At 64.6% G+C, this 13,249-nt stretch carries 12 protein-coding genes; 9 read left to right on the top strand and 3 right to left on the bottom strand.

What is annotated here, in order from left to right; genetic code table 11:
* Positions 1-45 precede the first annotated feature (45 nt).
* The 4 genes from AB7Z56_RS38650 to AB7Z56_RS38635 all read left to right on the top strand — a co-directional run bounded on the left by AB7Z56_RS38650 (position 46) and on the right by AB7Z56_RS38635 (position 3,006).
* Positions 46-1,107, top strand: a complete 1,062-nt coding sequence (locus tag AB7Z56_RS38650; RefSeq protein ID WP_283017739.1) for an amidohydrolase family protein — start codon at positions 46-48, stop codon at positions 1,105-1,107.
* A gap of 71 nt (positions 1,108-1,178) precedes the next feature.
* The gene (locus AB7Z56_RS38645; protein ID WP_063986714.1) at positions 1,179-2,291 is read left to right on the top strand and encodes an amidohydrolase family protein; all 1,113 of its coding nucleotides are present in this window, start codon (positions 1,179-1,181) and stop codon (positions 2,289-2,291) included.
* Positions 2,292-2,312: 21 nt separating this feature from the next.
* A complete protein-coding gene (locus tag AB7Z56_RS38640; protein WP_014491843.1) occupies positions 2,313-2,726 on the top strand; it encodes a Rieske (2Fe-2S) protein in 414 nt (137 codons plus the stop codon).
* 73 nt (positions 2,727-2,799) lie between these two features.
* Complete coding sequence (locus AB7Z56_RS38635) at positions 2,800-3,006, top strand: hypothetical protein (RefSeq protein ID WP_014491844.1); 207 nt, start codon at positions 2,800-2,802, stop codon at positions 3,004-3,006.
* A 162-nt stretch (positions 3,007-3,168) separates the two neighbouring features.
* On the opposite strand, the gene AB7Z56_RS38630 is transcribed toward AB7Z56_RS38635, so the two are convergent.
* Positions 3,169-4,014 (bottom strand): SDR family NAD(P)-dependent oxidoreductase, encoded by an 846-nt coding sequence (locus AB7Z56_RS38630; RefSeq protein ID WP_231143649.1) that lies wholly within the window; start codon positions 4,012-4,014, stop codon positions 3,169-3,171.
* 184 nt (positions 4,015-4,198) lie between these two features.
* Between AB7Z56_RS38630 and AB7Z56_RS38625 the strand changes: the two genes are divergently transcribed.
* The 3 genes from AB7Z56_RS38625 (at position 4,199) to AB7Z56_RS38615 (ending at position 7,675) form a co-directional block, all read left to right on the top strand.
* Entirely contained in the window at positions 4,199-5,695 is a 1,497-nt protein-coding gene (locus tag AB7Z56_RS38625; RefSeq protein WP_063985674.1) for an aldehyde dehydrogenase family protein, read from the top strand.
* A gap of 119 nt (positions 5,696-5,814) precedes the next feature.
* On the top strand, positions 5,815-6,942 hold the full coding sequence (locus AB7Z56_RS38620) for an alkene reductase (RefSeq protein ID WP_063985673.1): 1,128 nt from the start codon (positions 5,815-5,817) through the stop codon (positions 6,940-6,942).
* A 226-nt stretch (positions 6,943-7,168) separates the two neighbouring features.
* Positions 7,169-7,675: a GFA family protein gene (locus AB7Z56_RS38615; protein WP_231143646.1), complete on the top strand. Its 507-nt coding sequence runs from the start codon at positions 7,169-7,171 to the stop codon at positions 7,673-7,675.
* On the opposite strand, the gene AB7Z56_RS38610 is transcribed toward AB7Z56_RS38615, so the two are convergent.
* On the bottom strand, positions 7,629-8,060 hold the full coding sequence (locus AB7Z56_RS38610; RefSeq protein WP_063985672.1) for a TfoX/Sxy family protein: 432 nt from the start codon (positions 8,058-8,060) through the stop codon (positions 7,629-7,631). The two genes, AB7Z56_RS38615 and AB7Z56_RS38610, sit on opposite strands and share 47 nt — an antisense overlap.
* A 151-nt stretch (positions 8,061-8,211) precedes the next feature.
* On the opposite strand from AB7Z56_RS38610, the gene AB7Z56_RS38605 reads away from it, so the two are divergent.
* On the top strand, positions 8,212-9,873 hold the full coding sequence (locus AB7Z56_RS38605; protein WP_441256772.1) for a thiamine pyrophosphate-binding protein: 1,662 nt from the start codon (positions 8,212-8,214) through the stop codon (positions 9,871-9,873).
* A 226-nt stretch (positions 9,874-10,099) separates the two neighbouring features.
* On the opposite strand, the gene AB7Z56_RS38600 is transcribed toward AB7Z56_RS38605, so the two are convergent.
* Complete coding sequence (locus tag AB7Z56_RS38600; protein ID WP_063985670.1) at positions 10,100-11,479, bottom strand: LLM class flavin-dependent oxidoreductase; 1,380 nt, start codon at positions 11,477-11,479, stop codon at positions 10,100-10,102.
* A gap of 296 nt (positions 11,480-11,775) precedes the next feature.
* On the opposite strand from AB7Z56_RS38600, the gene AB7Z56_RS38595 reads away from it, so the two are divergent.
* Complete coding sequence (locus tag AB7Z56_RS38595) at positions 11,776-13,161, top strand: M20 family metallopeptidase (protein WP_063985669.1); 1,386 nt, start codon at positions 11,776-11,778, stop codon at positions 13,159-13,161.
* Positions 13,162-13,249 lie beyond the last annotated feature (88 nt).

The following is a 13,249-nucleotide window of genomic DNA, read 5'->3' as shown; positions in this document are numbered from 1 at the left end:
GCGGCGCACAAGAACACCGCCAATAAGATTGCGCGAGGAAGCTCCATGGCGGTGACGCGGATCGATTGCGACATCCACCCGGCGGTTGGTGGTACGCGCACGACGCTGCTTCCCTATCTCAGCGATCACTGGAAAGAGCAGGTCGTGAGCCGCGCCATCGACGGGCTCGATCTCACGTCCTATCCACCAAGCATGCCGCTCACCGGCCGCGCCGACTGGCGGCCGGCCAATGGCGCCAAGCCCGGCTCCGACCTCGCCATGGTGCAGAAGGGCGCGTTCGAGCAGTTGGGTGCGAGCCACGCGATCCTCAACGTGCTCTACGGCGCGCAGGCCGTGTTCGATGCCTACATGGCGGCCGACTTCTGCAAGGCGATCAATGACTGGATCGCCGCCGAATGGCTGTCGCGCGATCCCCGCCTGCGTGCCTCCATCGTGGTGCCGATGCAGGACCCGGATCTGGCGATCGAGGAGATCGAGCGCCGCGCCGGCGACAATCGTTTCGTCTCCATCCTGGTGTTGGCGCAGGGCGAGACGCTGCTGGGACGGCGGCATTACTGGCCGGTGTACCGCCTCGCCGAGAAATACAAGCTGCCGCTCGCGATCCATGCCGGCACGCAATATCGCCAGGCGCCGAGCTCGGCCGGCTGGCCGTCGCACCGCTACGAATATTACTTCGTCGAGGCGCAGGCGTTTCAGGCGCAGATCCTGAGCCTCATTTATGAAGGCGTTTTCGGCAAGTTTCCCAACCTGAAGGTCGTGCTGATGGAATCCGGCGTGAGCTGGCTGCCGGCCTTCATGTGGCGCGCCAACAAGACCTGGCGCGGCGTGCGCGTCGAGGTTCCCTGGGTCGAGCGCGAGCCGGCAGCGATCATCCGCGACAATTTCCGCGTTACCATGCAGCCGTTCGATGCGCCGACTGATGCAAGAAGCGTCGAGGAGATCATCGACCAGATCGGCTCGGAAAAGATGTTTCTGTTCGCGTCCGACTATCCGCACTGGCAGTTCGACGGCAACGATCCGATCCCGCCGAACCTGCCGAAGAGCATCATCGCGAAGATGTGCGTCGACAATCCGCTGGAAACGTTTCCGCGGTTGTCGATCAACTGACGCATGATCCGGAAAAGTGGGTACCGGTTTTCCGATAAGATCATGCGCAAACAAAAAGTTTGGAGGATCGCATGAGTGACGTCATCGACCGCCCGCTGCTCGACGACGAGAAGCCTGCCGCCTCACGGCTGCGTATCGTCGATTGCGACGTGCATCCGAGCCTGCACTCGTTCGACGACCTCAACGAATTCCTGCCAAGACGCTGGCAGCAGCATCTGAAGGAGTATGGCAGCCATCTGCGCACGCCCTATCTCTTCACCACGCCCTATCCGCGCTCGTCCCCCCTGATCGCACGGCGCGATGCCTGGCCGCCGACCGGCGGGCCGCCGGGCTCCGATCTCGCTTTCATGCAGAAGCAGCATCTCGATCCGCTCGACGTCGAGTTCGGGATTTTGCAGGTGCTCGACCTCTTCATCTTCTCGCAGCAGAACCTGGAATTCGGCGCCGCGATCCAGCGCGCCATCAATGATTGGCAACTGGCGTTCTGGTCGCATCGTGATCCGCGCCTGAAGGCGTCGATCCTGGTCGGGCAGGACGGCACGGACCTGGCGATCGCCGAGATCGAGCGCTGCGCGAAGGTCGGTGAGTATATCCAGATCAACGTCTCGCCGCGCGCCAACGAGCCGCTCGGCCGCCGCCGCTACTGGCCGATCTACGAGCGTGCCGAGGCGCTGGACCTGCCGCTCGGCATCCATGTTGGCGGCTATGGCGGCCATGCGCCGACCGGTGGTGGCTGGCCGTCCTATTATGTCGAGGAGCACCAGTCCAACGCGCACACCATCGCGGCGCAGCTCGCGAGCCTCGTCATCGAAGGCGTGCCGGAGCGGTTTCCAAAGCTGAAGATCGTCTTCATCGAGGGCGGCTTCGGCTGGATCCCGTCGGCGGTGTGGCGAATGGACCAGCATTTCGAGCGGTTCCGCAGCGAGGTGCCTCATCTCAGGCGCAAGCCGTCGGAATATGTGCGCGAAAACTTCTGGTTCACGACGCAGCCGATCGACGAGCCCGACGAGGCGCGGCATCTGCGTTCGCTGATCGAATGGGTCGGCATCGACCGTCTTCTGTTTTCGTCGGACTATCCGCACTGGGATTTCGACGATCCGCGCTTCGCCTTCAAGACGCCGCTCTCTGAAGCCGAGCGGAAGAAGATCTTCAGCACCAATGCCCGCGCGGTCTACAAGTTCTGAGCAAAGAGGTTCTGAACGGATATGGCCCGTCACATCGTCGCGCGCACCTCGGAGATCCCGCCCGGCGGCAACAAGGTCGTCGATATCGCGGGCCGCGACATCGTCGTGTTCCACGTCAACGGCGAGTTCTTCGCGCTGTTGAACCGCTGCCCGCACGAGGGCGCGCCGCTGGAGAAGGCGGCCTGCGTAGCGCGGCTGACCTCGCCCGAGCCCGGAATCTATGAGCGCTCGCGCGTCGGCGAGATGCTGCGCTGTCCCTGGCACGGCTGGGAATTCGACATGCGCAACGGCCAGTCCTGGTTCGATCCGAAACGGGTCAAGATCCGGTCCTATCCGGTCGCGGTGGAACGTGGCGAAGAGTTGCAGAAGGGCCCGTATGTCGCCGAGACGTTTCCAGTGCATGTCGAAGACAGCTATGTGATTGTCGAGGTCTGAGCCGGCATTGCCGATTGAGATTCCAACGCAGGTGCGTTATGGCTCTCGCGCTTTCCAGAGGCGGAGATGAGCTTTGTCGAAACAATCCCTGCGTGAGGAGGCCGAGCGCCTGATCCGCGAATCGATGGAAAAGAAGACCATCGTCGTCAAGCAGGGCTCGACCCGCATCGAGGCCGTCTGCGGCAAGTGCGGTGCGCCGAACCGGGTGCAGGCGGAAAAGGGCCAGAGCCGGGTCAAGTTCGCCTGCAAGAATTGCGGGCATCAGCAGGAGACGCTGTAGGGCGCTTGCGCGGTATTGCCGCGCCGCGAGGCTCTAGCTCCTCCTCATCCTGAGGAGCCCGCTGAAAGCGGGCGTCTCGAAGGATCGAGGCCGAGCTGTCGCAGCGGGGCCTTCATGGTTCGAGACGCGCGTTCCGCGCTCCTTACCATGAGGGTCTGATAGTCACTCCCCCTTCACGAACTTCGCGAACGCGTCGGCATAGTCCGGGTGCCAGCGCGACAGCGGCGGGCGGTTCTCGACGATGTCTCCCGCCGCCCACAGCATCCGCTTCTCGTCGAGCGCGCGCGGCACGTCGTTGTCCGGGCACAGGATGTAGAAGTCGCCGGCTTCCAGCCGCGCCAGCATGAAATCCACGGTCTGCTCAGCCGTCCAGGCCCCGGCCGGCTTCTCGGTGCGGCCCTTCGCGGTCAGGCCGGTGAAGACGAAGCCGGGGATCAGCAGATGCGTGGTGATGCGGCAGTCCTTCGTGTTGCGCAACTCGTGCTGGAGCGCTTCCGTAAAGGCCTTCACGCCGGCCTTGGAGACGTTGTAGGCGGGATCGCCGGGCGGCGTGGTGATGCCCTGCTTCGAGCCGGTGTTGATGATGAGGCCGCGCCTGCCGCGCGCGATCATGCCGGGCGCGAAGATGCGCGAGCCGTTGATGATGCCCCACATGTTGACGCCGATGATCCGCTGCCAGTTGTCGGGCTCGCCGAACAGCGTGCTGCCGGGCTGGATGCCGGCATTGTTCATGAGGATGTCGGTGCCGCCGAAGCGCTCGCGCACGGCGCGTTCCAGTTCCGTCACGCTCTCGGCCTTGCTGACATCGACCGCGAACGTCATCACATGTGTGGCAGGCGTGACGGATGACAGTTTTGTTGCAGCTTCCGCCAGCCGCGCCTGATCCACATCTGCGATGCAGACCTTCAAGCCGGCGCGCGCGAAGGCCAGCGCGGCAGCCAATCCGATACCGGATGCGCCGCCCGTGATCACGGCGACATTGTCTTTGACGATGGCGGAATGTGGCATGTTTGGGTCTCCGGGGAAGGGCTCGGTCGAGCTATAACATGGCACTCGCGCGACCCTGCACAAGTCGGCATGGGAGGTCTTCGTTCCACGCCGCCTTTACGCCTTTCCGGCGGCGCTGTATTCTATTCGACCTAACGATCCCGCCCAGATCGAACCAATCAATCATTTGACAGGGAGTGCAGCCATGGCTGTGTCGCAGGCTATTCCGATCACGCGCCATCCGTTCGCCAACGGGTCCTACAAGCAGATGCTGATCGACGGGAAGTGGGTTGATGCTGCCTCAGGCAAGCGCTTCGAGACCCATAACCCCGCCACCGGCGAATTGCTGGCGACGGTCGCCGAGGGCGACAAGGAGGACATCGACCGTGCGGTCGCCGCCGCTCGCCGTGCCTTCGAAGGCCCCTGGAGCAAAGTCAAACCATTCGAGCGGCAGAACCTGCTGCTCAAGCTCGCCGACCTTGTCGAGAAGAATTTCGACGAATTGTCGCAGCTCGACACGCTCGACATGGGCGCGCCTCTCAGCCGCACCCGCGCCTATCGCCTGCGCGCCGTCGGCATGCTGCGCTATTACGCTGGCCAGACCACGGCGATCCATGGCGAGACCATCGAGAACTCGCTGCCCGGCGAAATCTTCTCCTACACGCTGAAGGAGCCGATCGGCGTCGTCGGCGCCATCATTCCCTGGAACGGCCCGCTGACCGCGACCATCTGGAAGATCGGCCCGGCGATCGCGACCGGCTGCACCGTGGTGCTGAAGCCCGCCGAAGAGGCGCCGCTCACCTCGCTGCGCATCGCCGAGCTCGCGATGGAGGCCGGCGTGCCGTCGGGCGTCATCAACGTCGTGCCCGGCTATGGCGAGACCGCGGGCGCTGCGCTTGCCTCGCATCATGATGTCGACAAGGTCGCCTTCACCGGCTCGCATGTCACGGGACAATCGATCATCCGCGCCTCGGCCGGCAACCTCAAGCGTGTCTCGCTCGAGCTCGGCGGCAAGTCGCCGGACATCGTGTTCGCCGATGCCGATCTCGATGCCGCCGTCCCCGGCGCCGCGATGGCGGTGTTCGCCAATTCCGGCCAGATCTGCAGCGCCGGCACGCGCCTGTTCGTCGAGCAGTCGATCTACGAGGAATTCGTCGGCCGCGTCGCCGAGTTCGGCAAGAAGCTGCAGGTCGGCAACGGCCTCGATCCCAATGTGCAGATCGGCCCGCTCGTGTCCGAGGAGCAACTCAAGCGCGTCACCGGCTATCTCGATATCGGCCAGAAGGAAGGCGCGCGCGCTCTCGCCGGCGGCGGCCGCGTCACCGAAGGCGCGCTGTCGAAGGGCTTCTTCGTCTCGCCGACGGTGTTCGCAGGCGTCCAGGACAACATGCGCATCGCGCAGGAGGAGATTTTTGGTCCCGTCATCTCCGCGATCGCGTTCAAGGACATGGACGAGCTGGTCAAGCGCGCCAACAACACCACCTTCGGCCTCGGCTCGGGCCTCTGGACGCGCGACGTCACCAAGGCGCATGCGGTCGCGAAGAGCCTGCGCGCCGGCTCGGTGTGGGTGAATTGCTACCAGGCGATGGACCCGGCCGTACCCTTCGGCGGCTACAAGATGAGCGGCTATGGCCGCGAGTCCGGCAAGCAGCACGTCGAGGAATATCTCAACGTGAAGGCCGTCTGGATCAAGACAGCGTAGGGCCTGCTCTCTCCGGCGTTCCGCGAGAGGGAATATCTGCTTTTAATGGGGCGGCGCCTTTTCCAGGGGCCGCCCCTCGCTATATGATCCGCATCCTTCCATAGCCGTCTGAGGCCCACATGAAATTCGAGGCGTTGTTCAAACCGTTGCAGGTCGGTCCGTACAAGCTGGCGCATCGCGTCGCGTTGGCGCCGCTGACGCGCATGCGCGCCGAGCGCGAGAGTTTTTCGCCGCGGCCGCTCAACGCCGAATATTACGGTCAGCGCGCCACGCAAGGCGGCTTGATTATCGCTGAAGCGTCCCCCGTGCTCTCGCACGGCCGCGGCAACCCCGCGACGCCCGGCATCTATTCGGAGGCGCAGATCGCCGGCTGGCGCAAGGTGACGGATGCCGTGCACGCCAAGGGCGGCATCATCTTCCTCCAGCTCTGGCATGTCGGCCGCGTCTCGCATTCGTCCTTCCACGGCGGTGAGCCGCCGGTCTCGGCTTCGGCGATTGCGATCAAGGCCGAAGGCATGAAGGCGATGACCGCAGACGGCAAGATCGCCGACTACGAATCGCCGCGCGCGCTGGAGACTGATGAAGTCAAGGGCATCGTCGAGGCCTTCCGGCAGGGCGCCAAGAACGCGCTCGCCGCCGGCTTCGACGGTGTCGAGATCCACGGCGCCAACGGCTATCTGCTCGAGCAGTTCCTGCAGTCGCGCAGCAACCAGCGCACCGATCAATATGGTGGCGGAATCGAGAACCGCGCGCGGCTTCTGCTCGAAGTCACGCAAGCGGCCATCGACGTCTGGGGCGCGAACCGCGTCGGCGTGCGGCTGTCGCCCCACGGCATCGCCAATGATTCCGGTGAGCCCGATCCGATGCCGCTTTACACGCACGTCGTGAAGGCGATCGACAAGCTCGGCCTTGCCTATCTTCACTTCATCGAGCCGCGCTCCAGCGGCGCCGGCCGTGCCGACGTCCACTGGGAGAACGTGCCCTCCGCAATGGTGCTGTTCCGCCCGCTCTACAGCGGCGTGCTGATGACCGCCGGCGGCTTCACCGGCGAGACCGCGAATGCGGCGATCGCCGACGGCCACGCCGACATCATCGCCTTCGGCCGCATCTTCATCTCCAACCCCGATCTGCCGCGCCGCCTTCGGCACGACTATCCGATCACGCCGTATAACCGCGCGACGTTCTACGGCGGCGAGGAGAAGGGGTATACGGATTACCCGGTGTATGACGAGCTCGCGACGGCGTAGAGACCTTCGTAGCCCGGATGGAGCGCAGCGAAATCCGGGTTTCTCACCTCGCCGATAGACTTACCCGGATTGCGCTTCGCTCCATCCGGGCTACAGGTCTATATTCGTAGCTCCGACGAGCCCACAAACTCCGTCATTGCGAGCGTAGCGAAGCAATCCAGAGTCTTTCCGCAGAGGCAGTCTGGATTGCTTCGCTGCGCTCGCAATGACGACGGAAGGACCTACCATGGCCAAAGCCGCAGTCGCCGCAGGAACCGCCACCGGCCAATGCCTCTGCGGCAAGGTCACCTTCGAGATCGACGTCCCCGCGCGTTGGGCCTGGCATGATCATTCGGCCGCTAGCCGCCGCGCGCACGGCGCGGCCTATGCGACCTATGTCGGAAGCTGGAAGAAGCGCTTTCGCATCACCTCGGGGAAAACCGCGCTCGCCCGCTACGAGGACAAGGCGACCAGGACCGCGCGCAGCTTCTGCGCCCATTGTGGCACGCCGATCGCGTACGAGCGGCCGCGCGGACCGCACATGGTCAACATCCCCCGGGCGCTGTTCAACGAGCGCACCGGCCGCCAGCCGCTCTATCACATCGCGATCGAAGAGCTCCAGGAATGGGCCTATACCGGCGAGCCGCTGGTGCCGCTGAAGGGCTTTCCCGGTGTGGTCTGGCAGCGCTCGAAAAAGAAGAAGCGCGCTAGCGGCGAAGACCCTTTCGAGCTCGGCCGCGAGGAGGTGCTTTAGCCTTGGCGGCGACCTTGGTCTTCGCCGCAACAGCCTTCCGCGGCGCCGCTTTGCGTCCCGTGGCATTCGCCGCCACGAAGTCGAGCCCGCGCTTGACCCATTTTTTCAGATCGGCATCGCTCTGATAGCCGTCCGGCGCGACGCGTACAAAGCCGGTCATGATGCGCCCGCGCATTTCCATCGGGCTTGTGTGCGGCTCCTGCAGCATGCGTGCATGCGCTTCCGGGCCGACACGGATCAGCATGCCGCCGCGCCCGCTTACGGTGCAGCACATGGTGTTGTTCACCATGAAGCAGAGGCCGCCCATCATCTTCTTTTCCGCGACGTCTCGCTGACCCGCCAGCAATTTGCGCACCCGCGCCGCGGTGTTCTCGTCATAGGCCATCGCGTCTCCCCGTGCAGGTTTACGCCCGAGCATGTTCCCAGCTTGCCCGCGCCGACGCAAGTCTGCCATGACGGCGCTTCCTTGCGTGCCTCGGCCAAGTTCGGCCATCATGCCTCACCTTGCGGCAGCGCCCGCGGGGCCTGGAGGAAACATGAAGAACAAGATTACCGGCCGCTCCGCTTTTCTCGCGCTGCTCAAGGACGAGGGCATCACCCATCTGTTCGGCAATCCCGGCACCACCGAGCTGCCGATCATGCATGCGCTGAAGGACCATCCTGATCTCACCTATGTGATGGCAATGCAGGAGAGCCTGGTGGTGGCGATCGCGGATGGCTACAGCCGCGCCTCCGGCAAGCTCGTCGCCTGCAACGTCCATGTCGCGCCGGGGCTCGGCAACGCGATGGGCTCGCTCTACAACGCCCAGTTCACGGGCACGCCGATGATCCTGACCGCCGGCCAGCAGGAGCAGGGCCACGGCCTGATGGAGCCGGTGCTTTATGGCCCGCTGGTGCGGATGGCCGAGCCGCTGGTGAAATGGGCGGTCGAGGTGACGCGGCTGGAAGATCTGCCGCGCATCGTGCGCCGCGCCGCGAAGGTCGCGATGACGCCACCGACCGGGCCGGTGTTCATCTCGCTGCCGGGCGACATCCTCAACAGCGAGGCCGGCATCGATCTCGGCCGCTCCACCCGGATCGACGCCCGCGTAAAGTCGTCGGACGAGGCGCTGAAGGCGTTTGCCGCGCGGCTGCTCAAGGCCGAACGTCCCGTCATCGTCACCATGGACGAGGTGGTCAAGAGCGATGCGCTGAAGGAGGCCGCCGAACTCGCCGAGCTGCTTGGTGCGGCCGCCTATCAGTCCTCGACGCCCTACGGCTCGCATTTCCTCTCGGAAAGCCCGAGCTTCCTCGGCACGCTGGCCCGCGTGCAGAAGGTCGCGCGCGACATGCTTGCGCCGTATGACCTCCTGGTCGCACTCGGTGGCGATCCCTTGCGGATGTCGGTCTATAGCGAGGTCGATGCGCTGCCTGACGGACTCGGCATCGTGCAGATCGGCCTGGTCGATTGGGAGATCGCCAAGAACTACGGGGCTGAAATCGCGCTGAAGGCGGATCTGAAGGAAACGCTGCGGGCGCTGATCCCGGTGCTGAAGGAGATGGGCGGCGCTGCGCTGGCAAGCCGTGCAAAGCAGCGCCTCGCCGAACTCGCGCCCAAGAACTGGACCGCGCGGCGTGCCGCGCTGGTCGAGCAGATCGGCAAGAGCGCCGGCCGCAGCCCGATCGATCCGGATTTCCTGGTGCTGCAAATGATCGAGGCCATGCCCGATCATGCGATCCTCGTCGACGAAGGGCTCACCTCGAGCCGCCAGATCACGGCGCTGCGTCCGCATCGCGACCGCTTCGGCTATCATGGGCTTGCCTCCGGCGGCATCGGCTGGGGCCTGCCGGCCTCCGTCGGCGCCAGCATCGCCAATCCGGATCGCCCGGTGGTGTGCTTCTCCGGCGACGGCAGCGCGATGTATTCGATCCAGTCGCTGTGGACGGCGGCGCATCACAAGCTGCCGCTCAACGTCGTCATCGCCAACAATGGCGGCTACCGCATCATCAAGCAGCGCCTGCTCGCCTTCCATGGTGACGACAATTACGTCGGCATGGATTTCGTCGATCCGCCGGTGGATTTCGCAGGGATCGCGAAGGCGCTCGGCTGCGAGGCGATCAAGGTGAGTGATCCCCGTGAGCTGAAGGCGACGCTGTCGTCGGCGTTCAACCGCCCCGGAACGAAGCTGATCGAGGTAATAGTGGACGGGAAGCTGTAGCGCAGCGCGCCATCGCGTCGGTGCTCGCCACGTTCTCAGCTGTCATCGCCCGACTTGATCGGGCGATCCAGTATTCCAGAGACGGCTGTGATTCCTCGATAGGCCGCGGCGTACTGGATGCCCCGGTCCCGGCTCCGCCAAGGCTACGCCGGGGCCACAAGGGTGCTCGGCCGCCGAAGCCTTTTGGCGAAGGCGGCAAGCCGGGGCATGACAGCGTACCTCGCGGCTAACCCTTCTTCCCCACCCGATACCCCGCAGCCGGATGCGGCGCACCGAGCCTTGCGCGGCCGTCGCCGAACAGCTTCTCCCGCAATGTGCCCTTTGCGTATTCCGGCTTGTAGCGGCCGCGCTTGGTCAGCTCCGGCACCAGCATGTCGGCGATGTCCTCGAAATCGCCGGGCGAGATCGCGAACGCGACATTCAGCCCGTCGACGTCGGTCTTCTCGAACCAATCCTCGATCTTGTCGGCGACGCTCTCGGGCGTGCCGACCACGACCGGGCCGGCGCCACCGATGCCGACATGCTCGATGACGTCGCGGACGGTCCAGACGCGGTCGGGGTCGCCGCGCGTGACGTTGTCGAGTGCGCTGCGGCCGGCATCGTTCTGGACGTGACGCACCTGCTGGTCGAGCTCGTAGCCGGAGAAGTCGATGCCGGTCCATCCCGACATCAGGGCCAGCGCGCCTTCCGGACTGATATGCGACCGGTAGTCGGCATACTTGGCCGCCGCTTCGGCTTCCGTGTTGCCGAGGATGATCGTCATCATGTTGAACATCAGGATCTCCGCCGGGTTTCGGCCGAGCGCGGCGGCTTCCTGGCGGATCGCGGAGACGCGCGGCGCAATGATCTTGGCCGACGGTCCCGACATGAACACGCATTCGGCATGCTTCGCCGCGAACTGCCGCCCGCGCGGCGAGGTGCCGGCCTGGTACAGCACCGGCGTCCGCTGCGGCGACGGCTCGCTGAGGTGGATGGTGTTGTTGATGCGGTAATTCGCGCTCTCATGATTGATGCGATGAACCTTGCTCGGATCGGTGAAGATGCCGCGCGCCCGGTCGCGCAGCACGGCGTCGTCCTCCCAGCTGCCTTCCCATAGCTTGTAGACCACCTCCATATATTCGTCGGCGATGTCGTAGCGGTCGTCGTGTCCGGTCTGCTTGTCCTTGCCGGCGCCGCGCGCGGCGCTGTCGAGATAGCCGGTGACGACGTTCCAGCCGATCCGTCCCTCGGTGAGATGGTCGAGTGTCGACATCCGCCGCGCGAACGGGTAGGGCGGCTCGAAGGACAGGTTGCTGGTAACGCCGAAGCCGAGATTTTTCGTCACCGCCGCCATCGCCGAGAGCAGCAGCAGCGGCTCGTTCGACGGCGTCTGCGCTGCATTGCGCAAGGCCGCGTCAGGGCTGCTGCCATAGACGTCGTAGACGCCGAGCACGTCGGCCAGGAACAACCCGTCGAAACGGCCGCGTTCCAGCGTCCTGGCGAGATCGATCCAGTAGGGCAGGCGGTTATATTCGGCGGTGCGATCGCGCGGGTGGGTCCACAGCCCGGGTGATTGATGCGCGACGCAATTCATCGCAAAGGCGTTGAGCCTGATCTGCTTGGCCATGATGATCCCCCGGCGCCCTGTACCGAGCGCTCTTCGAATGATAAACGTGCGCCTCAACTTGGCGAAGTTCTTGCATATTCTTGGCCCTTGGCAAGGGCCAAGAATAGAAAGGCTTGCGCTTGGCAAGGCCAAAATCAGCGGCGCTCCCGCTCTTGGCAAGCCAATCTCAAGAGAGCAAGAACGAAATCGCAAGAGAACTACAAGAGAACTCCAAGAACTGTCCAAGTCCCCGCCACTTTCGAAGGGCTACCTGTCTCAGGTAAGGTCCTTCGTCCCAACGCCTCGAAAAACCAGCCATGACCAGAGCCGACGCCATCTCCCGCGCCCGTGAGGATTTCAAATCCGGCGCGTTCCTCGCTGAACTCGACCGCCGCGTCGCCTTCAAGACCGAAAGCCAGAATCCGTCGCGCGGCGCCGAACTGCGTTCCTATCTGGAACAGGAGATGATCCCCTCCTTTGCTGCGCTCGACTTTACCAGCCGCATCGTCGAATCCCCGAGCGGCAAGGCGCCGTTCCTGTTCGCCGAGCATCATGAGAGCGCGTCAGCGCCAACCGTGCTGATCTACGGCCATGGTGACGTCGTCGACGGCATGGAGGGGGAGTGGCGCGACGGCCGCGATCCCTGGCGCACGACGGTTGCGGGCACGCGGCTCTATGGCCGTGGCACCGCCGACAACAAGGGCCAGCACAGCATCAACATGGCGGCACTCCGCGCGGTGCGCGAGGCCCGCGGCGGCAAGCTCGGCTTCAACGCAAAATTCATCGTCGAAATGGGCGAGGAGATCGGCTCGCCCGATCTCGGCAAGGTCTGCGACCTCAATCGCGATGCGCTCAAGGCCGATCTGTTCATGGCGTCCGACGGACCGCGCCTGTCGGCCGACCGGCCGACCTTGTTCCTGGGCTGCCGTGGCGGCATCCGCATTCATCTCGACGTCAATCTGCGCGACGGCGGCCATCATTCCGGCAATTGGGGCGGCGTGCTCGCCAACCCCGCGACCATTCTCGTCAACGCGATCTCGACGCTGGTCGACGGCCATGGCCGGCTTCAGCTCGACGCGCTGAAGCCGCCGCGGCTCACCAACCAGATCCGCAGCTATCTCGCCGACGTGCAGGTGGTGCCGACCGAGGACGAGCCGGCGCTCGCGGAGAACTGGGGCGAGGAAGGGCTGTCGGCCGCCGAGCGGCTCTATGCCTGGAACACGCTCGAAGTGCTGGCGATGTCGTCCGGTAATATCGAGAAGCCCGCGAATGCCATCCCCGGCCACGCCAATGCCGTGCTGCAACTGCGTTTCGTGGTCGGCACCAAGGTCGACGGCCTGATCGATGCCGTCCGCGCGCATCTGGTGCAAAAGGGTTTTCCGATGGTCGAGGTACGGGCCGCCCAGAGCTTTGCGGCGTCGCGCACCGATTTCGACAGCCCCTGGATCACATGGGCGGCGGATTCGGTGAAAGAGACCACCGGCAAGGCGCCGGCCGTTTTGCCGAATTTCGGCGGCTCGCTGCCCAACGACGTGTTTTCCGAGATCCTGGGCCTGCCGACGATCTGGGTCCCGCACTCCTATCCCGGCTGCTCCCAGCATGCGCCCAATGAGCACATCCTGCTGCCATTGACCGAAGAGGCCTTGACGGTGATGGCCGGGCTGTTCTGGGATCTCGGGGAATTGCCCAAGCCACTCGGCTGAGCCATTAACCTGAGCCGCAATCCAGCCGAAAGTCACATTCTAATCCGGCCCAATCTGTGCTTGCATCCGGGCCGCATCATCCTGAAAG

This window comes from Bradyrhizobium sp. 482_C4_N1_8, assembly GCF_052075965.1.
GTDB classification, from domain to species: Bacteria; Pseudomonadota; Alphaproteobacteria; order Rhizobiales; family Xanthobacteraceae; genus Bradyrhizobium; species Bradyrhizobium barranii.
The sequence above is the reverse complement of the archived record's forward strand: the minus strand, read 5'-3'. Positions and strand labels throughout refer to the sequence as shown.

Excerpts from the sequence above, each read along its gene's own strand:
- AB7Z56_RS38650 (WP_283017739.1), top strand. The coding sequence starts at position 46 with ATGGCGGTGACGCGGATCGATTGCGACATCCACCCGGCGGTTGGTGGT.
- AB7Z56_RS38605 (WP_441256772.1), top strand. The coding sequence starts at position 8,212 with ATGAAGAACAAGATTACCGGCCGCTCCGCTTTTCTCGCGCTGCTCAAG.
- AB7Z56_RS38645 (WP_063986714.1), top strand. The coding sequence starts at position 1,179 with ATGAGTGACGTCATCGACCGCCCGCTGCTCGACGACGAGAAGCCTGCC.
- AB7Z56_RS38620 (WP_063985673.1), top strand. The coding sequence starts at position 5,815 with ATGAAATTCGAGGCGTTGTTCAAACCGTTGCAGGTCGGTCCGTACAAG.
- AB7Z56_RS38610 (WP_063985672.1), bottom strand. The coding sequence starts at position 8,060 with ATGGCCTATGACGAGAACACCGCGGCGCGGGTGCGCAAATTGCTGGCG.
- AB7Z56_RS38640 (WP_014491843.1), top strand. The coding sequence starts at position 2,313 with ATGGCCCGTCACATCGTCGCGCGCACCTCGGAGATCCCGCCCGGCGGC.
- AB7Z56_RS38625 (WP_063985674.1), top strand. The coding sequence starts at position 4,199 with ATGGCTGTGTCGCAGGCTATTCCGATCACGCGCCATCCGTTCGCCAAC.
- AB7Z56_RS38630 (WP_231143649.1), bottom strand. The coding sequence starts at position 4,014 with ATGCCACATTCCGCCATCGTCAAAGACAATGTCGCCGTGATCACGGGC.
- AB7Z56_RS38595 (WP_063985669.1), top strand. The coding sequence starts at position 11,776 with ATGACCAGAGCCGACGCCATCTCCCGCGCCCGTGAGGATTTCAAATCC.
- AB7Z56_RS38615 (WP_231143646.1), top strand. The coding sequence starts at position 7,169 with ATGGCCAAAGCCGCAGTCGCCGCAGGAACCGCCACCGGCCAATGCCTC.
- AB7Z56_RS38600 (WP_063985670.1), bottom strand. The coding sequence starts at position 11,479 with ATGGCCAAGCAGATCAGGCTCAACGCCTTTGCGATGAATTGCGTCGCG.